Origin of the sequence: Bacillus pinisoli, assembly GCF_023036475.1 — a bacterium.
In the GTDB taxonomy this organism is placed as follows: domain Bacteria; phylum Bacillota; class Bacilli; order Bacillales; family SA4; genus Bacillus_BS; species Bacillus_BS pinisoli.
Window position 1 is genome coordinate 14,319 of the sequence record NZ_JAJQKI010000020.1, and the last position, 19,293, is coordinate 33,611.

The following is a 19,293-nucleotide window of genomic DNA, read 5'->3' on the forward strand; positions in this document are numbered from 1 at the left end:
ACAAGCGGATTAATTTGGTAATCTAGATTCAAGCTGAGCATTTTAAAATGTTCAATATACATATCTTAGGAGGAATTACTATGGCTAAATTTGAATTACCTGAATTACCTTACGCATATGATGCTCTTGAGCCACATATCGACAAGGAAACAATGAACATCCACCACACTAAGCACCATAACACTTATGTAACAAACGTTAATAATGCTCTAGAAGGAAACGAAGAGCTTTTAAGCAAGAGTGTTGAAGAGCTTGTTTCTAATTTAGATGCAGTTCCTGAGAATGTACGTACTGCTGTTCGTAACAACGGTGGTGGACATGCAAACCATAGCTTGTTCTGGACAATTCTGTCTCCAAATGGTGGCGGAGAGCCTACTGGCGAACTAGCTGATGCAATTAATGCTAAGTTTGGTAGCCTTGATGAGTTTAAGGCAGCTTTCGCACAAGCAGCAGCTACACGTTTTGGATCAGGTTGGGCTTGGCTAGTTGTTAACAACGGTGAGCTAGAAGTAACAAGCACACCAAATCAAGATTCTCCATTAATGGAAGGTAAAACTCCTGTTCTTGGCTTAGACGTATGGGAGCATGCTTACTACCTAAACTACCAAAACCGTCGCCCTGACTACATTTCTGCATTCTGGAATGTTGTTAACTGGGATGAGGTTTCTAAGAGATATACTGCAGCTAAGTAATGCTGATAAAACGACACACATGGGTGTGTCGTTTTTTTAGTCTACAGATTGCCTAATGGAAACATTAGCTAATTCCTCTTTTACATATCTGACTCCCTTCTGAGAGAAAATAGTAAACATACAAAAAGGGGAGAAAGGATATGAAATTAAAAAAGGTTATAGGTGATGTAGAGGTCAACAAAGATTTAATCCTACTATTAACAATAGGCGGATTGTATGCGCTTAGCATTGCTTTATCTAATACATTTGTAAATGTTTATCTGTGGAAACAATCTGGTCAGTTTTTAGACATAGGCATTTACAATTTATCGATTGTTACTCTCCAACCGCTTACTTTCATTTTGGCTGGTAGGTGGGCTAAAAAAATAGATCGGGTCATTGTTTTAAGGTTAGGGGTGTCATCACTTGCTCTATTCTTTTTAACCGTTCTTTTTATTGGAGACCGTGCTTCTGAGTTTCTCGTACTGTTAGGTGGGATTCTTGGTATTGGTTATGGTTTTTACTGGCTTGCGTTTAACGTGTTAACATTTGAAATTACAGAGCCAGAAACACGGGATTTCTTTAATGGATTTTTAGGCCTCCTTAGCTCGTTTGCTGGTATGATAGGTCCTATCTTAGCAGGATTTATCATATCTAATATGAAAAAGTTTACGGGATATTCGGTTATTTTTACAATATCACTCATATTATTCTCAGGCGCAGTAGTACTAAGCTTGTTTCTCAAAAGAAGACCTGCACAAGGAAACTTTGAATTTATACGGATCATAAAAGAACGATCAAACAACCGGAATTGGAGGATGGTAACAAACGCTAACTTTTTTCAAGGTCTAAGAGAAGGAACGTTTATCTTCATGATCTCTGTATTTGTATTTATTACAACAAACAGTGAACTAGCCTTGGGGAAATTTGGTTTAGTAAATTCGGTTGTTGCCTTTTTTGGTTACTACATTATCACCAGAACGATAAAAGAAAAGCATCGGAAAAAGTCAATTCTTATTGGTGGATTATTATTATATGCTGCCATTTTCCTCATCGTCTTTGACTTATCCTACACACGATTAATCATATATGCAGTGGTGATTGCAATTGCGTATCCTTTACTGTTGGTACCCTATATGTCATTAAGTTATGATGTAATTGGACAAGGGTGGAACGCTGCTAAGATGAGGATTGAATATATTGTTGTAAGAGAGTTGTTCCTCAATATGGGAAGGTTTGTTTCCATCTTAACTTTTCTTTTTAGTATTACGTTTTTCGATGAAGAAAAGAGTATACCAGTTCTACTTTGTATACTAGGGGCTGGTCATGCCATGATATATTTCTTTATCAGGCATGTTGATATTAAAAGGGAAGATCGAGATAAATCAACCTATAAGTCAACCATTTCCGAACGGAAATTAGCAGACGGAGAAGGTGGTTCGACGGTATAAAAATTGGCACCTCGGTGTCAATTTTTTTAATGTTTGAATCAAAAGGTTGATGCTAACAAATACTACTTGTACCAACTTGTATTGATCATAGCCTACAATTTTCCACACAAATTTACAAAACCTTTACAATTCATTAAAACAAGATTAATACAATAGTACTATTCTTATAACTGTAGGACAAAACAAACCAAACTCTTTAGGGGGAATTACGGAATGAAGAGCTTAAAAAGCTTACTTTTACTTTTAGTAGTAGGAACATTAATGGCATTTGCTACAGCATGTGGCGGAGGTACTGAAGAAGGTGCTGAAGGTGAAGCTGGGTCTGAAAACGCTGAATTAGAAGGCAGTGTCGTAATTGATGGTTCAGGTACTGTATATCCTTTCATGGCTAAAATGGCTGAGGACTATATGACTAATGAACAAGAAGGTGTTTCTGTAGAAGTAAGTCGTGCTGGTACAAGTGCTGGTTTTAAAAAGTTCTTAGTGGCTGAAGGTGGAACTGATTTTAACAACGCATCTCGTCACATTAAAGAAGAAGAACAAGCTACAGCTGATGAGCTTGGACTTGAAGTGAAAGAATTAAAAGTAGCTTTAGACGGTATTACAATGGTAATTAACAAAGATAACACGTGGGCTACAGATCTAACTGAGCAAGAAGTTAAGGATATCTTTTTAGCTAGCGCTGGTAAGAAGTTATGGTCTGATGTTCGTGCTGACTTCCCAGCTGAAGAAATCAAGACTTATGGTCCAAACGAAAACCACGGTACTTATGAGTTCTTCTTTGAAAAAATCCTTGAAGAGCAAGACTTAGTCCAAGGTATTAACTTACAACAAGATTACTCTACATTAGTAAATCTTGTTTCAGAAGACAAAAATGCGATTGCTTTCTTTGGATATGGATATTATGTAAATAACCAAGATAAATTAACTGCTGTAAATGTTGACTTTGGTAATGGTCCAATTGAACCATCTCTTGATACAATTAAAGAAGATGGAGCATATGCTAACTTCACACGTCCAGTATACACATACCTAAATGTAGCTAATGCAAAGCAAAAACCACAAGTTTTAGACTATGCGATCTACTCTATGAAGAATGCTGCTGAAGTTGCGGCTGCTACTGGATTTGCACCATTAACTGATGCAGAACTAGAAGCTTCTGTTGCAGAATTAGAAGCATTGAAATAATCCGTTAGTATTGAATAGGTAAAGAAGATGAGAACTCATTGTAGCTTCTCATCTTCTTAGCTGTTTACTTATAGTAATAAATGTCCTTACATATGAGATATGGTAAAGGATGAAAGGGGCTTTAAAATGGAAAAATCCATGGTTGAAGATAAAGATAAAACCAGCGTTAGGGAATTAATTGAACAGAATAAACGATCTGTAAACGTTACAACGATTACAGAAAAAGTAATGCCAAAACTTTTACTTACGATTGCAATTATATCGATACTTACTACAATTGGCATTATCTTCACATTATTATTTGAAACTATTGAATTCTTCAAGCAAATACCTTTTTTAGAATTTTTTACTGGTACAGTATTAAAACCACTTGGTGAGAATGCTCAATTTGGAGTTCTTCCACTTTTAACTGGGACGATCATCTCTTCTACAATTGCAATGGTAGTTGCCATTCCAGTTGGTTTAATGACAGCAATATATTTAAGTGAATATGCTTCCAATAATGTTAGAAAAGTATTAAAGCCTATGTTAGAAATACTTGCAGGGATTCCGACGATCGTTTACGGGTTCTTTGCCTTCACATTTGTAACGCCTCTGCTTCGTGCTATTATACCTGGACTTGAGCCAACAAATATTCTAAGTCCTGGAATTGTTATGGGAATCATGATTATTCCAATGGTAGCTTCATTATCTGAGGATGCAATGAGTTCTGTTCCTAATGCTATGAGAGAAGGAGCTTTAGGATTGGGTTCAACTAAATTAGAAGTTACATGGAAAGTCGTAATTCCAGCGGCGATGTCTGGTATAATCGCCTCCTTCGTATTAGGGATCTCACGTGCAATTGGTGAAACGATGATTGTAACCATTGCAAGTGGAAGCTCTAAAAATTTCACATTTGATATCACTCAATCAATGCAGACAATGACTGCTTATATCGTAGAAGTAACGGGTGGAGATGCTCCAGCTGGATCTACTTTGTACTACAGTTTATATGCAGTAGCGATGACTTTGTTCGTCTTCACGCTCATTATGAATTTAGTAGCTCAGTATATCTCTCGTAAGTTCAGGGAGGAATATTAAAATGAAATATGTTGATGTAGAACAAGTTCAAAAGAAAATGAATGCTCGCTTAATGACAAATAATTTAGCTAAACTATTGTTTTTCTTATCTACAATATTTGGTTTAATTGTGTTAGTTATCTTATTCTATCGCGTAATATCTCAAAGTTTAGGCTGGATTGATATGCAATTCTTAACGAATAAATTGTCAACAGATCCTGAAAAAGCGGGAATTATGGGCGCCATATTAGGTACTCTTTGGTTGATGGTTGTTGTTGCACCAGTTACGATGTTACTTGGAGTAGGTACTGCCATTTATCTAGAAGAATACGCGAAAAAAGGTAAACTTCAAGCGTTTATTCAAACCAATATCTCTAACTTAGCGGGTGTACCTTCCATCGTGTTTGGTATTCTAGGTCTTACTGTTTTTGTAAGGTCATTAGATTTGGGCGCTATTATCTTAGCTGGTGGATTAACGATGTCTCTATTAGTTCTACCAGTTGTAGTTGTGGCGAGTCAGGAAGCAATTCGTGCTGTGCCACAATTCTTAAGAGAAGCTTCATATGGAATGGGTGCAACGAAATGGCAAACCATTAAAAATGTAGTGTTACCAGCTGCTTTACCTGGTATCCTAACAGGAGTCATTTTAGCCCTATCACGTGCGATTGGAGAAACAGCTCCATTAGTTGTAATCGGGATTCCAGCACTATTGATTCCACTTCCTGAAGGAATATTAGATAAGTTTACAGTGTTACCAATGCAAATATACTATTGGACGATAGATGCTGCTTTAGTTGAAGAGTACGCAAATCTAGCTGCAGCAACAATTGTAATTCTTTTATTAGTCCTATTTATTATGAATTCAATAGCAGTATTAATTAGAAATAAGTTTCAGCGTAGATTTTAAATTTGGAGGGGTTTTCAGTATGTCAATAGCAACAGATAAAGATACTAAAATGAGACCTGAGGTAAAAAAACAAGAGAGACAAACTTCAGATTCGGCGAAAAAAATTGTATATGATACAAAGGATTTAAATCTTTGGTACGGTGAGGATCATGCACTAAAGAATATCAATCTTTCCATTCATGAAAATGAAGTAACAGCAATTATCGGGCCTTCAGGTTGTGGTAAATCAACGTATATTAAGACGTTAAACCGAATGGTAGAGTTAATTCCAATTGTCAAAATATCTGGTGATATTCTGTATCGTGAAAGAAGTATTTTAGACAAGTCATTTAAAGTAGAAGACTTAAGAACAAGAGTAGGGATGGTTTTCCAAAAGCCAAATCCGTTTCCTAAGTCCATTTATGAAAATATTGTGTATGGACCGAAAATTCATGGAATTCGTAATAAAAAAGTTCTTGATGAGATTGTGGAAAGAAGTTTACGTGGAGCAGCGATCTGGGACGAGGTAAAAGACCGTCTTCACGAAAATGCGTATGGATTATCAGGTGGACAGCAACAACGTCTATGTATTGCAAGATGTTTAGCTATTGAGCCAGATGTCATTCTTATGGATGAGCCAACATCAGCCCTAGATCCAATTTCTACGCTTAAAGTTGAAGAATTAATACAAGAATTAAAGAAAAACTACAGTATTATCATCGTTACACATAACATGCAACAAGCAGCGCGTATTTCTGATAAAACAGCTTTCTTCTTAAGTGGGGAAGTAGTTGAGTTTGGAGCTACAGATACAATCTTCTCTAACCCGCATGACAAGAGAACGGAAGATTATATTACGGGTAGATTTGGTTGATCAATAATAAAAATGATTGGCTCTATTCTGAAGGAGAATGACGGCATTTATTATTGTTAAAAGCGAGCTTATCTTTAGATAAAGCTTAGGATAGAGCCTAAATATAAGAAAGTTGGTGACTTATAAATGACAGTGCGTGAACGATTTCAATATGACTTAAATAAATTAACCGAAATGTTATTAGAGCTTGGTAGACTTACTGAACAGGCACATGAATCTGCTATGACTGCATTATTAGATCAGGATATTGATAAGGCACTAGTGGTTATTGAAAACGATAATAGAATCGACAAGCTTGAAGAAGAGATTAACGACTTTGCTATACTTCTAATTGCAAAGCAAGCTCCTGTTGCAGTTGATTTGCGTAGAATTATAGTAGCTCTGAAGATGGCTACTGACATCGAAAGAATGGCTGACCATGCTGTAAACATTGCTAAATCAACAATTCGAATTGGAACAGACAAGCTAATCAAGCCATTAGAAGATCTGCCGAGAATGCATAGTCAATCATTAGAAATGCTTCGTGAGTCTTTAAGAGCTTATTCAGAAGAAGATTTATTATTAGCAAAGAAGATTTCTGAACTTGATGATAAAGTAGATGAACTATATGGAGAAATTACAAAAGAATTACTATCCATGATGCCTAAGCATCCGGAAGCCATTGCACAGATTACACAGCTTGCTTTTGTAGCTAGGTATATTGAAAGAACGGCTGACCATGCTACCAATATAGCTGAAAATATTTTCTATCTAGTTAAGGGACAACATTACGATCTAAATGCATAAAAATTAAATCCTTAGTCAGTCGACTAAGGATTTTTTGTAATGATTTTAGCAATTTCTTCAACACTCATCGTGCTTGAAAGTTCAAAAGTACCAATTTGTATAGAGCCTTCCCACCCCTTATCTTTTAGGTAATTAGAAAGGTCCGTACTATTTTTAATTATGTTTAGATCTTCTAATTTCTTACTAATTTCAGGTGTAGTCATTCCTTGCTTAATCTCAAAGATATACTTAATCTCTGGCTCAGATTTATTTTCATCTTTTTCTTTACTTTCCTCTACTGCCTCTTTCTGAGTGGTAGCCTGTGCTAATTGCTTTTTTAATTGTTGGTTCTCTGTCTCAAGCTCTTTTAACCGGCTGTGCTCCTCATTTGTTATGGCAGTTTGGTTTGCTTCACTGAGATAACGTTTTACATCTTCATCTGTTAAGGGTTGGGCTGTATTTTCTATTGTAGTATTCTCCGATGTATATAAAGTAATTGTCAGTAGTGCTGTAGCAAGTAGAATACCAATTGAAAAACCTCGTAAGGATCCTTTACTCATAATAACCTCTCATTTCTATATCTTCACTCTTTGTTGCTTTTCAATCTTATTTATCAGCAGACTTTAAACTAACAAGTAAAAATCCGGCTTCCTGAGATTTTTACGAAAGCAACAATCTATACGAAAACAGCCTTAGTGATAAAAGCTTATTTCTTGAATGTATTATGTAGCTCTTCATCATGGAAAAGAAGTTCTTCTTCTAGAATTTTGATTCTTTTCTTCATTTGATAATTTTCTTGCATAATCGTTAAGGATAACTGTTCTACCTGTTCTTCGAGGTCTTTTACTTTATCTCGTTTAAATAAGGATAAAATGAATAACAGAATTGAAAACGAGAAAAGACCAATTAATACGTACAATATCATGACTTCACCTCAGGGCTTTATAAAATGCATTTACCTTTTTCTTTATATTAGGCTCTTTTCTAAAACTTTGTTGCTTTTCAACCTACTTTAATAATATACATCCCTTCTAATACTATAAGACCGAAGTGACAATTGTTAGAAAAGAACAGCTCTCTCTATTTATAGCACTTACCACAGTACTACTAGAAAGCAACAATCTATTACGAAATGAGCCTTATATTATAATAGCATAAATTCCAAAAGGATTATTCTAGTGTGACTTCTAGTTTATATTTTATACAGTTTCTACTATTATTATTGATACATTGTGGGTAAGTTAATGAAGCAGACGTAGTAATCCTTACTAATAAAAGGAGGTTCCACATGGGAAGAAATGACCATTTAAATAATGATTCTGCAACTATGGCTAACATGAAGATAAATGAAGAATTTAATAAAGATAGAAGTAATCCGTCCGGGATTTCACCAGCATTATTATTAAATAATGCCCCGTTAGTGGATACAGATGATCTTTTCTTAGGTCAAAAAGAAGAAGAGCGATAATAGGAGTCAACGAAATGCACCGCTAACTGCGGTGCATTTTGTATATTCTAATAAATCGTAAGTTATTGGCTTAAGCACTAGAGTGTAGACAAACCTTTTAAAGCATTAGTTATAACAAAACGTACATGTATCTACAGCAAAATACGACAATTTGCGTTTATTGTAGAGTAGTTGGGCTGATGGTAAGATGATAACATGGTCAAGGAAAAAGCTAGTCCAATTCATAGAAGTGAGGTGGATGTAGATGATACAAGATATAATAACACTACGAAACGAAGGGTTAAGTTTTAGAGAGATAGCAAGAGCACTGGATTCAACTGTCGGAAAAGTGCATTATCAATGGAGTAAACATGCTAAAGATTTAGACGAACACCAATTAATCCCTCCAACTCCCATAACTGAGCAAAGGAATAGAACCACACCTGGTTCATATAATCTGGATCAAATTAGAGTTATGGTGAAAGATTTCTCTACAATATATATTTATTGGGAGTTATCAACGATTAAGAAGAGTTTCCTCGAACATAGCTTTACAAGAAGCTTTGATCACCTCCCTAAGTTCATCAAAATATATGATGTAACTTCTATTCTATTTAATGGAAGTAATGCACACCGAGAATGCGAAATTTCAATTCCTGAAATGACCAATAACTGGTTTGTCACAGACCTTGAACCTAATCGGACATATCTTGCTGATTTTGGGGTTAAAACGGATCATGGAGAATTTTTTACAGTACTGCGCTCTAACTCTATTGATACACCACGTAACGCTCCTGAGCAGGCTGGACTTTTTACAAATAGTGTCCTTCAATGGAAGACAGGTTCTCAACAAGCACCGGATTGGCTTGAGCAGTTTTCAACCTATTCCTATTATGAACGAGTTAAATAAAGGCTGTTTTCGCAAAGTTTTAGAAAAGAGTCTAAATAAAAAGGGGTGTTAACATGGGTTATATGTATCTTAATTTAGTCTTACATGCGCACCTGCCTTATGTAAGACATAAAGAAGCTAATCGTTTAGAAGAGAGATGGCTTTATGAGGCCATAACAGAATGCTATATTCCATTATTATGGAATTTGGAAAAAGGTATGAACGCAAGCTACACCATTTCTTTTTCTCCCCCTCTAATGGAGATGCTTGCAGATCCACTTGTACAAAGACGATACATACAACACATAGACAATACGAAATCATTAATAAAAAATGAATATGGACATGTAAAAACAGAAGAAGAACAAAAACTTGCTGCATATTACGATGAAAGATTCACAAAAATTAGAGAAACTTTCTTAAAGTGGAACCAAAACCTATTATCTGGGTTTCGATATTACTTTGAATTAGGCCAAATTGAGTGCATTACCTCTTCTGCCACACATACTTTTCTTCCTTATTTAGAAACTGAGCAAGGATTACATATGCAGATTTCTCACGGAATTTCTTGTTTTGAGAAACACTTTGGAATTAGGCCAAAAGGTATGTGGCTCCCAGAATGTGCGTTTACACCTGGCTTAGATAAAACACTGCATATGGAAGGTATTCAATATACTTTTGTTGACGAACATGCTCTCTTACATGCAGATCCTACACCGAAGTATGGTGTAGGAGCACCAGTCTACTCACCGCATGGGGTTGCCCTTTTTGGACGTAATCAAGCTTTATCTAATTATATATGGAGTTCATCTTTCGGTTATCCGGGTGATCCAAATTATCGAGAATTTTATCGAGATATCGCCTATGAGCGAGATTGGGATTATATTAAACCTTATGTTCATCCAGAAGGGATTAGGATTGATTCGGGACTAAAATATCACCGCATTACTGGGCAAACAGAATGGAAGGAATTTTATGATCCTCGTGCTGCAAGTACAGCAGTAAAGAAACATGCACATCATTTTAGAACGGTTTTATTAGACCACTTTACTCGAAAGGGTGACCAAAGTTTCCCACCACATATTGTTACATTACCATTTGATGCTGAGTTATTTGGACATTGGTGGTTTGAAGGTCCTGAATGGATTCATGAGTTATTTGCGTATCCTCTTTCTCAGGTTGAGGCTATCACCCCTAGTGAATTTTTACAACGTCACTTCAGGGATATAGAGACTGCACATATCTCTTTTGCTACATGGGGACGGGATGGATATGGTGATGTTTGGTTAAATCATAAGAACGAGTGGATGTATAGACATTTACATTACATGGAGAAAAAGCTTATTGAACTGACAGCTACTCAGAATATTGAAACTCCCTTGGTTAAAAAAGCAGTCCAGCAGCTAGCTAGAGAGTGGATGCTTGCAACAAGTAGTGATTGGGCTTTTATTGTTGATAATGAAAGTGCTAGTCAATATGCAGCGAATAGATGTCATGAGCATATCGAGAGATTTGACTACTTAGTAGAGAGAGTGGAACAGGGAGAAGTCACTGAAGAATTACTTACTAAGCTTGAGTCAGAATATCCTTTTATGAAGGATATAGACTTGACACCTTTACAGTCCAAGCACGATGAATACGTTGTTAAATACAAAAATCTGTCTTCAGCAAGGAAAGTGTTAATGCTTACATGGGAATATCCACCGAGAATTGTTGGTGGATTAGCACGACATGTTTTTGAGCTATCAAAATCTATGGCAGGTAGTGATTGCGAACTATATGTCTTAACGGCAATGGAGGACGGGCTACCATTTTATGAATATTCCAATGGAATTCATATTTACAGAGTCTCTAATTTCCAAAATAAGACGGATGATTTTATCCATTGGATCGACAGTTTAAACTTATCATTAATAAACCAAGCTGTAGAGTTAGCAAAGAAAATTAATTTCGATCTCATTCACGCTCACGATTGGTTAGTAGAAGGTGCGGCCATCACACTAAAGAAAGCTTTTGAAGTGCCTCTTTTAGTCACCATTCATGCAACGGAGAGTGGAAGAAATAATGGCATATTTACTAAAATGCAAGAGACCATTCAAGCAAGAGAAATATCTTTAATTAAAGAAGCTAGCTCTGTTATTGCTTGTAGCGATTATATGAAGAACGAAATTATTAAACTAAGTTCATGTAGTGCAGAGAAAATTAAAATAATACCAAATGGTGTTGATCGAAGTTGTTTTGAAAAATTAAAGGAAGAAGATGGCAAATGGAACGAATATATATCAAATGACCATCATATTGTTTTCTCAATAGGAAGAATTGTACCTGAAAAGGGATTCCAGACTTTAATAGAAGCCGCTCCATATGTTATTGAAAAGCACCCGAACGTTACGTTTATTATTGGGGGAAAAGGACCTCTTGAAAAGAAGTATAATGACTTGATTCAAGAATCTAATTTACAAGATCATATCCATTTAGTTGGATTTGTAAATGACCAAGAAAGAAATCATTTACTAAAAAGCTGTGATGTTGCGGTTTTTCCAAGCCTGTATGAGCCCTTTGGGATTGCAGCATTAGAAGCCATGATTGCTAGAAAACCTGTCGTTGCATCAAATACAGGGGGAATGGCGAGTTTTGTAAAGAATGGAATTACAGGATTAACAGTTGCACCAGGTTCAGCAGAGGAACTTGCAAAGGCAATTAGTGTACTTTTATCGAATCAAACTCTAGCCAGCAAAATGGCTTACAATGGTCAACAGCTTGCTATGAAGGAATATAACTGGGATTCAATTGGGGTTAGAACGAAGGATATCTATGAAAGTATGATACTTACGTAGACTATGATGGGGAGCTGATTTGAATGAAGGCTGTTGTTCTAGCAGGCGGAGAAGGGAGAAGAATGCGACCATTAACGGCTACTATGCCTAAACCAATGATTCCATTATTTCAGAAACCTGTTCTAGAATACATTATTGAATTCCTTTCTAATCAAGGAATATTCGAGGTCTTCATTATGACTCACCATCAATATCCATCAATTGAACGTTATTTTCAGGATGGTGCGAGATGGGGAGTGACCATCTCGTACATATATGAAAGTCAATCTCTTGGTACTGCGGGATGTTTAAAAGGAATAGAGGCTTATATCAATGATGATAAGCCTCTTTTTGTTATAAACGGGGATATAATAACAGATATTGATCTTGCAGACTCACTGGAATTTCACCAAAAAAATAAAGCTCTACTAACTGTGCTGACAACTTATGTGGATGATCCAAGACCATTTGGGATGATTGAAAGGGGGAAGGATGGTAGAGTAAAAAAAATTGTTGAGAAGCCATTATATAATGAAATCTATAGTCATTTCGTAAATATGGGCATGTACATTATCCAATCTGAGTTACTTCAATACATTATTAAAGATCAGCCGTATGATATGAGTAGAGATTTATTGCCACTCCTATTAAGGGGAAAGCAGCCAGTGTATGGCTATGAGACAACCGGTTACTGGGCAGATATAGGAAGTGTATCTCAGTATAAACAAACTCATATTGATGTCTTAGAAGGAAAAGTAAACATTCCACTATCCACAAAAGAACTCTATCCTGGCATTATAGTGGGTGAAAATGTGGTAGTAGAGGAAGGAGTTGTCATAAAGGGACCGGTATTTATCGGTGACCGGACAATTCTCAAAAAGGGTTCTGTAATAGGAAAAAATACAATAATTGGCTGTGACTGTGTCGTTACAGAATCAGCTCATATAAAGCACTCGATTATATGGGAGCATGTATACATAGGTGCATCATGTGAAATATTAAACTCTATTATTGCAAATAATTCCATTATTACCAATAGTGTAAAAGTCAGAACGGAAAGTGTAATCGGTGAAAGATGTGAAATTCAGTCAGAAATTTCACCAAGAATGCTGATAAATCCATATAGTAAGAGATAAATTTTATTATCTCTCCTTAATCATTGAATTTTCGCTGGCATTTTAAATGGATAAGTGGTATCATAGTAAAGTCTGATTGAATGTATTCACAGTTTGGAGGGATATATAATGCGCGTTACTGTTACTCTAGCTTGCACAGAAACTGGCGATCGTAACTATATTACGAAGAAAAATAAGCGTAACAATCCAGAACGTATTGAGCTTAAAAAATACAGCCCAAGACTTAAGAGAGTTACTCTTCACAGAGAAACTAAGTAATGATTACTTAGCTTAGCCGTAAGCCTTCTATAAAAGGTTTACGGCTATTTACATTTATAACTCTATTTCTATACTGGAAAGAAAAGTTACTTTCATTTAACCTCGCTAAAAGATAAAACCTCGCTATAAGATAATAATGTATATTAAAAGAGCCCAAGTACAAGGAGGTATTTTAAATGGACCGTACAAAAAAAGAACTACGTTTACATATAAAATCGAAATTAGAAAAACTTTCTTTTTACGACTTCGATCAAGCTTGTAAAAGAATCGAAAACAGATTATATCAAACAGACGAGTGGAAAAAGAGTAAAATAATCGGTCTCACCATTTCCCGGGGAAGGGAAGTAGAAACACGGAGAATTATTGAACATGCTTGGGCTGAAGGAAAACAAATAGCCGTTCCAAAATGTTTGTCTTCAAAAAAACAAATGGATTTTTATTTATTAACTAGTTTTGAACAGTTAGAAACTGTTTATTTTGGCTTACAAGAACCCATCATACAACAGACTGTTTACATTTCACCAGAGGGCATTGATCTATTAATAGTTCCTGGAATATGTTATACAGAAAAAGGTTACCGAATAGGATATGGTGGGGGCTACTACGACCGGTATTTACCTCATTATCATCACGTGACAATTTCTCTGTTGCTTGAATGTCAGCTTGTATTAGAAATCCCCATTTGCTCTCACGACCTACCTGTTCAACAGTTAATAACAGAGGAAAGGACCATTCTATGTGCTAAATAGTGCAATTATTATCTTTATTATGTTTGTTTCAATGCTTGGTTTTTTCATTAAATCTTTAACAGTAAGTGGCGCATTGGCTGCTTTTGCTGTAGGTAGTCTTATTTCATTAGGTTTTGGTATACAGGGCCTTGTCATATTAGGGGCTTTTTTTCTAACATCAAGTTTATGGAGTAAATATAAAAGAAGAGACAAGGTAAATGTGGATCAAATCACTGAGAAAGGTGAACGTAGAGACTTTACTCAAGTAATGGCAAATGGGCTTATACCATCTATTTGTAGTTTTATGTATTGGGTTTATCCCTCTGACTACCTCCTAGTTGCTTTTTTGATCTCGATTTCTGCAGCAAATTCCGATACTTGGGCCTCTGAGATTGGCAGTCTAAGTAAGAAGGCACCTATTCATGTATTAAAACTAAGAAAAGTTGAACCAGGTACATCAGGGGCTATTTCATTATTAGGTACATTTGCAACTGTATGTGGTGCGTTTTTAATTAGTGTGTTAGGTCTCATTTTGTTCAAAGAGATTTCTATCATCCTTATGATCATTATTGGTGTATCAGGCGTAATGGGGTCTCTTTTTGACACAATAATTGGGGCAACACTGCAAGTAAAATATCAGTGTCAGTTATGTCGTAGACCAACTGAAAAGAGAATTCATTGCCGAAAACCAACTATTATTGTGAGCGGCGTGGGATGGATTAACAATGATTTAACCAATTTCCTATCCATTATTCTGGCAACATTGATCGGAGTTTTAGCTGTTTTCCTAATAGAACTTTTAGGATAAAAGAATCCTTCCTGATACACATTAATAAATAGGAGGGATCACGATGAAAAACTCAATTTTGATCACAACGATTATCTTATTTATGTTTACTATGTTCAAAAAACGCTATCGCGTCTTAAACTCTGTTCTTCGTAATCCACTTTTTCGTAAATTAGCTGTCAAGTTTGCGATGCAAATTCCTTTTGTAAGAGAACAATTTCTAAGACAGGCTTTTAGATAAGGTTCAATAAAAAAATCCTGCATCAATACAGGATTTTTTTATGCCTTTTTTTAATTGGCTGAAATAATTTTAATCGTTCTTACTACTGATTTCTTGAATAAGCCTTATTTTCTCCCCATTTTTTCCTTCAATTAAAATATAGATATTGGTCAGATCCTTGTTAATTAAGATAAGCGGCATCTTACTGCCAATTGGTGATATCGTATCGTTCGGAGAGAGCTTAATACCAAGTAGGAAATTTTTATATAGTCCTTCCCAAAGTTGACCTAATACTTGTTGTGAAGCTTCCTGATCTAACCCTGGAAGAGGCTTGTCGTTATAGTCAGCTAAGTCTAGAAGTGTAAGTTCATGATACTCTTCTCTGTTTATCTGAAAATGCTGAATTAATTCATTCCAACTATATTGTAAGTGCTGAGCAATGACATGATCTAATATCTTCTTCCATTCTTCTTGCTCCTTATTATTTGGTGTTCGAAATGACTCTAATGGGCTAAAGGAAGAATCAATGATGTATAACGCATCACTCGTCATTTTCTGAGCACTTTTAATAACATCATCTTGTAAGTGTACTTCAGCATGATGAAGTGAAATACTTTGGATAAAGCTACTGTCCTCTCCTTTTAACTTCTTTCCATTCTCCATTAAAGAAACTTCTTCTTTCCATTCAGACATCGTATCAGAGAGTACACCGTCCGTATAAAGAAAAGATATATCTTGTCTTAAATATACTTTTTTATCCGTTTCAGAATAAGTTTCCCACTCAACCATATACTCATCGTTATCTTTTTCATTTAATAGTGTTAATTTCGTCTCGGCCGTTAAAAAGGCAAGTGTAGGATCTACAGGAAAATAAGTTAAACTTTCTCGTACCTCCGGGTAAAAAAATCTCGATAAAATCAGGGAGAATGTAGCGACAATTAGAATAGTTATAAGTAGACTTTTTCTTGCGTGCATGTTCTTTTCTCACCCTTTCTGGACAACCTTATCATAAATCTATGAAAGTCATGACCTTAACATTCCTATAATTATGTAATTATAAGGAAGAAGGTATGTTTCTTTTCTTATTCGTTAATGATGGAATTAGTATTTAAAGACTTATGTCTTTGAACCGAGGTGAGATAAGGTGTATAAGGAGAAAAGAACAGTATCATCCAACATTGAACAAAATCTTTTGTATTTAAAGGAAGAACTAGGAGTAGAAAAAAGCTTTGATGTGGTTCAATTAGATTTAGAATATGCGGAGAGGAAGATGTCTTTATTCTTGATAGATGGCTTCGCAAAAGACGAAATACTGCATTTACTTATGAAGTTTCTAGCAAGATTAGAACCTGAACAACTTGATCCAGATCCTCTAGAGAAACTGTTAAAAAAATATATCCCATATGTTGAACTTGAAAAAGTTGATGATTTAGATACAGTTGTTGATACAGTATTAGCCGGTCCGACCGCTTTAGTAGTAGACGGTATTAACTATGTCATTATGATTGACGCTCGTACCTATCCGGTTCGAGGACCACAAGAACCCGATACAGAACGAGTGGTGAGAGGTGCACGAGACGGGTTTGTAGAAACGATTGTCTTTAATACAGCTTTAACTAGACGTAGAGTAAGAGACAGAACGCTCAGAATGGAATATCTTCAAGTGGGCAGAAGAAGTAAAACCGATATTTGTATTTGTTATATAGAAGATATTGCAAATCCTGAACAAGTACAAGTGGTGAAGGAATCAATTAGCAAGATTGATACGGATGGATTACCGATGGGAGAAAAAACGATCGAAGAATTTATATCTGGTCGTCATTATAATCCGTATCCAGTTGTCCGCTACACGGAACGTCCAGATACAGCAGCAGCTCACTTGTATGACGGTCATGTGCTTGTTATGGTTGACGGTTCTCCAAGTGTACTCATTACTCCAACAACGTTTTGGCATCATCTTCAGCATGCAGAGGAATATAGAAATAAACCAATAGTAGGTGCTTATCTTAGATTAGTTCGATATCTCGCTGTATTTGCTTCTATGTTTTTATTACCTTTATGGTATTTGGTTTCTGTTCAGCCTGAATTATTACCAGATGCTCTAAATTTTATTGCACCGAATGAAGAAGGGCGTGTTCCCCTCTTTCTGCAAATTTTAATAATTGAAATTGGTTTAGATATGCTTAGGATGGCAGCCATACATACCCCGTCCTCCCTTGCAACCGCACTTGGGTTGGTGGCAGCATTAATGGTGGGACAAGTAGCTGTAGAGGTAGGATTACTTTCACATGAAGTTATTCTCTATTTCTCTATTGCAGCAATTGGAACTTTTGCAACACCTAGCTATGAATTGAGCTTGGCGAATCGCATTATAAGAATAATCTTGCTAATATTTACTGCAATTGGTGGTGTAATAGGCTTTGTAGTGGGGATTACGGCTTGGATCATTATGCTTGCAAGAATGAGGTCTTTCAAACTTCCTTATATGTGGCCGTTTATTCCGTTTTCTTATCGTGCCATGAGAGATATTTTGTTTCGCTCGCCCATCCCTCTTAAAAACAGAAGACCTACAGCACTTAAACCAAAGGACCCGGATCGTTAAGCCCAGTAAATCTTATTCACAAATCAATCACTCTTAACCGTCCGAGAAATTTAGCTGTCATTTCTTTAAACTAATCCTATAGCCTGGGTCTTATGAGGAGTTATCATCGTACGTAAACTAACTAATCACTTTCGGTTATCTATTGAACTAATTATAGAATGCTCTATAATCTTATTATGAGTCCATACAACGGAAGTTATGTTTAAGTAGGTGACGAAAAATGAAGACAATTTATGATGTGCAGAAACTGTTACTGCAATATGGCACTTTAATTTACAGTGGAAATCGAATAGCAGATTTAGAAATGATGGAAGAAGAGTTAAGAGAGATCTATGATTCTAAGCTATTGGATGTAAGAGATTATAAATTGGGTGTGTTAGTAGTAAGACAGGCAATAGAGATTGAAAAAGATAAAAAAAGAGGGAATGTATAAAATGTCTAATAACAAATGGTTAGTGGGTATTGATATTGGTGGTACAACAATAAAGATGGCTTTTATAACAAAATCTGGTGATATTGAACATAAGTGGGAGATTACTACAAATGTAGAAAACCAAGGCGAAAATATTATCCTAGATATTGCAGAAGCAATTGAATCTAAGTTGACGGAACTAGGTGAAACGAAGGATCAGCTTTTGGGAATTGGGATAGGGGCTCCTGGTCCTGTCCAAATGGACACCGGATTAATATATGAAGCAGTAAACCTTGGATGGAAGGATTATCATTTAAGAGATAAATTACAAGCGGTATCGGGACTACCTGTTGTGGTAGATAATGATGCAAATCTTGCCGCACTCGGAGAAATGTGGAAAGGTGCAGGTGATAAATCTAAAGATGTGGTCGTGGTAACCTTAGGAACCGGTGTAGGTGGCGGTATTATCACGAATGGTCAAATAATTCACGGAGTAAATGGTGCTGGTGGTGAAATTGGTCATATCACATCCATTCCAGAGGGCGGAGCTTCTTGTAATTGTGGGAAGAACGGATGTCTTGAAACGGTTGCATCTGCTACTGGTATAGTTAGACAAGCCTTAGAACAGGTGGACAATCATCCTGATTCCCAATTATTTCGAACACTTGAGGTTTCAGGTAAATTAACAGCTAAAGATGTCTTTGATGCAGCAAAAAGCGACGATCCATTCGCACTTCAAATTGTTGATCAAATTAGTTTTCATTTAGGCTTAGCACTAGCCAATCTTTCTAATGGAGTTAATCCTGAAAAGATTGTCCTTGGTGGTGGCGTTTCTCGTGCAGGTGACATTTTATTAAATCCAGTAAAAGAGTACTTTAGAAGGTTTGCTTTTCCAAGAGTTTCTAAAGGGGCTGAGTTTTCTATAGCTACTTTAGGAAATGATGCAGGGGTCATTGGTGCTGCATGGTTAATAATGGAAGAGTTGAATAAAAAGTAGTAATTTTTTCTATCTTCTAAAGCAAAAAGGGTCTCTAGTCATAGGTATAGAGACCCTTTTTCTATATTAATATAAGATTTGTAAAATAAAGTGAAACTTTTTTGGTG

Annotated in this window: 21 protein-coding genes; 18 read left to right on the forward strand and 3 right to left on the reverse strand. The window is 36.0% G+C overall.

Annotation, left to right across the window (positions count from 1 at the left end):
- Window positions 1–80 precede the first annotated feature (80 nt).
- From sodA to phoU, 7 genes are all read left to right on the forward strand, one after another.
- Entirely contained in the window at window positions 81–692 is a 612-nt protein-coding gene (sodA, locus tag LT143_RS18915; RefSeq protein WP_246945871.1) for a superoxide dismutase, read from the forward strand.
- A gap of 140 nt (window positions 693–832) precedes the next feature.
- A complete protein-coding gene (locus LT143_RS18920) occupies window positions 833–2,122 on the forward strand; it encodes an MFS transporter (RefSeq protein WP_246945874.1) in 1,290 nt (429 codons plus the stop codon).
- 213 nt (window positions 2,123–2,335) lie between these two features.
- Entirely contained in the window at window positions 2,336–3,310 is a 975-nt protein-coding gene (locus LT143_RS18925) for a PstS family phosphate ABC transporter substrate-binding protein (protein ID WP_246945877.1), read from the forward strand.
- A gap of 126 nt (window positions 3,311–3,436) precedes the next feature.
- Window positions 3,437–4,390, forward strand: coding sequence for a phosphate ABC transporter permease subunit PstC (pstC, locus tag LT143_RS18930; RefSeq protein WP_246945880.1), 954 nt, complete (start codon window positions 3,437–3,439; stop codon window positions 4,388–4,390).
- Window position 4,391: 1 nt separating this feature from the next.
- Window positions 4,392–5,276, forward strand: coding sequence for a phosphate ABC transporter permease PstA (gene pstA, locus LT143_RS18935; RefSeq protein ID WP_246945883.1), 885 nt, complete (start codon window positions 4,392–4,394; stop codon window positions 5,274–5,276).
- Between the two features lie 49 nt (window positions 5,277–5,325).
- Window positions 5,326–6,129 carry a phosphate ABC transporter ATP-binding protein PstB gene (gene pstB, locus LT143_RS18940; protein ID WP_246945975.1) on the forward strand — a complete coding sequence of 268 codons (804 nt, stop codon included), beginning with the start codon at window positions 5,326–5,328 and terminating at the stop codon, window positions 6,127–6,129.
- A 126-nt stretch (window positions 6,130–6,255) separates the two neighbouring features.
- Window positions 6,256–6,915, forward strand: coding sequence for a phosphate signaling complex protein PhoU (gene phoU / locus LT143_RS18945; protein WP_246945886.1), 660 nt, complete (start codon window positions 6,256–6,258; stop codon window positions 6,913–6,915).
- Between the two features lie 23 nt (window positions 6,916–6,938).
- Here phoU and LT143_RS18950 read toward each other — a convergent pair whose 3' ends face one another.
- Entirely contained in the window at window positions 6,939–7,454 is a 516-nt protein-coding gene (locus LT143_RS18950; protein WP_246945889.1) for a hypothetical protein, read from the reverse strand.
- Between the two features lie 146 nt (window positions 7,455–7,600).
- Window positions 7,601–7,819 carry a hypothetical protein gene (locus LT143_RS18955; RefSeq protein WP_246945892.1) on the reverse strand — a complete coding sequence of 73 codons (219 nt, stop codon included), beginning with the start codon at window positions 7,817–7,819 and terminating at the stop codon, window positions 7,601–7,603.
- Between the two features lie 363 nt (window positions 7,820–8,182).
- On the opposite strand from LT143_RS18955, the gene LT143_RS18960 reads away from it, so the two are divergent.
- From LT143_RS18960 to LT143_RS18995, 8 genes are all read left to right on the forward strand, one after another.
- A complete protein-coding gene (locus LT143_RS18960) occupies window positions 8,183–8,362 on the forward strand; it encodes a hypothetical protein (RefSeq protein WP_246945895.1) in 180 nt (59 codons plus the stop codon).
- Window positions 8,363–8,606: 244 nt separating this feature from the next.
- Window positions 8,607–9,251, forward strand: coding sequence for a DUF4912 domain-containing protein (locus tag LT143_RS18965; RefSeq protein WP_246945898.1), 645 nt, complete (start codon window positions 8,607–8,609; stop codon window positions 9,249–9,251).
- 53 nt (window positions 9,252–9,304) lie between these two features.
- The gene (locus LT143_RS18970; RefSeq protein ID WP_246945901.1) at window positions 9,305–12,067 is read left to right on the forward strand and encodes a 1,4-alpha-glucan branching protein domain-containing protein; all 2,763 of its coding nucleotides are present in this window, start codon (window positions 9,305–9,307) and stop codon (window positions 12,065–12,067) included.
- Window positions 12,068–12,090: 23 nt separating this feature from the next.
- On the forward strand, window positions 12,091–13,182 hold the full coding sequence (locus LT143_RS18975) for a nucleotidyltransferase family protein (protein WP_246945905.1): 1,092 nt from the start codon (window positions 12,091–12,093) through the stop codon (window positions 13,180–13,182).
- Window positions 13,183–13,290: 108 nt separating this feature from the next.
- Complete coding sequence (rpmG, locus tag LT143_RS18980; protein ID WP_149218494.1) at window positions 13,291–13,440, forward strand: 50S ribosomal protein L33; 150 nt, start codon at window positions 13,291–13,293, stop codon at window positions 13,438–13,440.
- Window positions 13,441–13,616: 176 nt separating this feature from the next.
- The gene (locus tag LT143_RS18985) at window positions 13,617–14,189 is read left to right on the forward strand and encodes a 5-formyltetrahydrofolate cyclo-ligase (protein WP_246945908.1); all 573 of its coding nucleotides are present in this window, start codon (window positions 13,617–13,619) and stop codon (window positions 14,187–14,189) included.
- Window positions 14,179–14,976, forward strand: a complete 798-nt coding sequence (locus LT143_RS18990) for a DUF92 domain-containing protein (RefSeq protein WP_246945909.1) — start codon at window positions 14,179–14,181, stop codon at window positions 14,974–14,976. The genes LT143_RS18985 and LT143_RS18990 overlap by 11 nt, the downstream gene beginning before the upstream one ends.
- A gap of 43 nt (window positions 14,977–15,019) precedes the next feature.
- Window positions 15,020–15,196 carry a hypothetical protein gene (locus tag LT143_RS18995; protein WP_246945911.1) on the forward strand — a complete coding sequence of 59 codons (177 nt, stop codon included), beginning with the start codon at window positions 15,020–15,022 and terminating at the stop codon, window positions 15,194–15,196.
- Between the two features lie 69 nt (window positions 15,197–15,265).
- Here the strand turns inward: LT143_RS18995 and LT143_RS19000 are convergent, their stop codons facing one another.
- A complete protein-coding gene (locus LT143_RS19000) occupies window positions 15,266–16,150 on the reverse strand; it encodes a hypothetical protein (RefSeq protein ID WP_246945913.1) in 885 nt (294 codons plus the stop codon).
- A 169-nt stretch (window positions 16,151–16,319) separates the two neighbouring features.
- On the opposite strand from LT143_RS19000, the gene LT143_RS19005 reads away from it, so the two are divergent.
- From LT143_RS19005 to LT143_RS19015, 3 genes are all read left to right on the forward strand, one after another.
- Window positions 16,320–17,777, forward strand: a complete 1,458-nt coding sequence (locus LT143_RS19005) for a spore germination protein (protein WP_246945915.1) — start codon at window positions 16,320–16,322, stop codon at window positions 17,775–17,777.
- 220 nt (window positions 17,778–17,997) lie between these two features.
- A complete protein-coding gene (locus LT143_RS19010; RefSeq protein WP_246945917.1) occupies window positions 17,998–18,210 on the forward strand; it encodes a YqgQ family protein in 213 nt (70 codons plus the stop codon).
- Between the two features lies 1 nt (window position 18,211).
- Window positions 18,212–19,186: an ROK family glucokinase gene (locus LT143_RS19015; RefSeq protein ID WP_246945918.1), complete on the forward strand. Its 975-nt coding sequence runs from the start codon at window positions 18,212–18,214 to the stop codon at window positions 19,184–19,186.
- Window positions 19,187–19,293: the final 107 nt, after the last annotated feature.

Excerpts from the sequence above, each read along its gene's own strand:
- LT143_RS18975 (WP_246945905.1), top strand. The coding sequence starts at position 12,091 with ATGAAGGCTGTTGTTCTAGCAGGCGGAGAAGGGAGAAGAATGCGACCA.
- LT143_RS19010 (WP_246945917.1), top strand. The coding sequence starts at position 17,998 with ATGAAGACAATTTATGATGTGCAGAAACTGTTACTGCAATATGGCACT.
- pstA (WP_246945883.1), top strand. The coding sequence starts at position 4,392 with ATGAAATATGTTGATGTAGAACAAGTTCAAAAGAAAATGAATGCTCGC.
- LT143_RS18950 (WP_246945889.1), bottom strand. The coding sequence starts at position 7,454 with ATGAGTAAAGGATCCTTACGAGGTTTTTCAATTGGTATTCTACTTGCT.
- rpmG (WP_149218494.1), top strand. The coding sequence starts at position 13,291 with ATGCGCGTTACTGTTACTCTAGCTTGCACAGAAACTGGCGATCGTAAC.
- LT143_RS18955 (WP_246945892.1), bottom strand. The coding sequence starts at position 7,819 with ATGATATTGTACGTATTAATTGGTCTTTTCTCGTTTTCAATTCTGTTA.
- LT143_RS18970 (WP_246945901.1), top strand. The coding sequence starts at position 9,305 with ATGGGTTATATGTATCTTAATTTAGTCTTACATGCGCACCTGCCTTAT.
- LT143_RS19015 (WP_246945918.1), top strand. The coding sequence starts at position 18,212 with ATGTCTAATAACAAATGGTTAGTGGGTATTGATATTGGTGGTACAACA.
- sodA (WP_246945871.1), top strand. The coding sequence starts at position 81 with ATGGCTAAATTTGAATTACCTGAATTACCTTACGCATATGATGCTCTT.
- pstB (WP_246945975.1), top strand. The coding sequence starts at position 5,326 with ATGAGACCTGAGGTAAAAAAACAAGAGAGACAAACTTCAGATTCGGCG.
- LT143_RS19000 (WP_246945913.1), bottom strand. The coding sequence starts at position 16,150 with ATGCACGCAAGAAAAAGTCTACTTATAACTATTCTAATTGTCGCTACA.
- LT143_RS18920 (WP_246945874.1), top strand. The coding sequence starts at position 833 with ATGAAATTAAAAAAGGTTATAGGTGATGTAGAGGTCAACAAAGATTTA.
- LT143_RS18960 (WP_246945895.1), top strand. The coding sequence starts at position 8,183 with ATGGGAAGAAATGACCATTTAAATAATGATTCTGCAACTATGGCTAAC.
- LT143_RS18985 (WP_246945908.1), top strand. The coding sequence starts at position 13,617 with ATGGACCGTACAAAAAAAGAACTACGTTTACATATAAAATCGAAATTA.
- phoU (WP_246945886.1), top strand. The coding sequence starts at position 6,256 with ATGACAGTGCGTGAACGATTTCAATATGACTTAAATAAATTAACCGAA.
- LT143_RS18965 (WP_246945898.1), top strand. The coding sequence starts at position 8,607 with ATGATACAAGATATAATAACACTACGAAACGAAGGGTTAAGTTTTAGA.
- LT143_RS18995 (WP_246945911.1), top strand. The coding sequence starts at position 15,020 with ATGAAAAACTCAATTTTGATCACAACGATTATCTTATTTATGTTTACT.
- LT143_RS18925 (WP_246945877.1), top strand. The coding sequence starts at position 2,336 with ATGAAGAGCTTAAAAAGCTTACTTTTACTTTTAGTAGTAGGAACATTA.
- pstC (WP_246945880.1), top strand. The coding sequence starts at position 3,437 with ATGGAAAAATCCATGGTTGAAGATAAAGATAAAACCAGCGTTAGGGAA.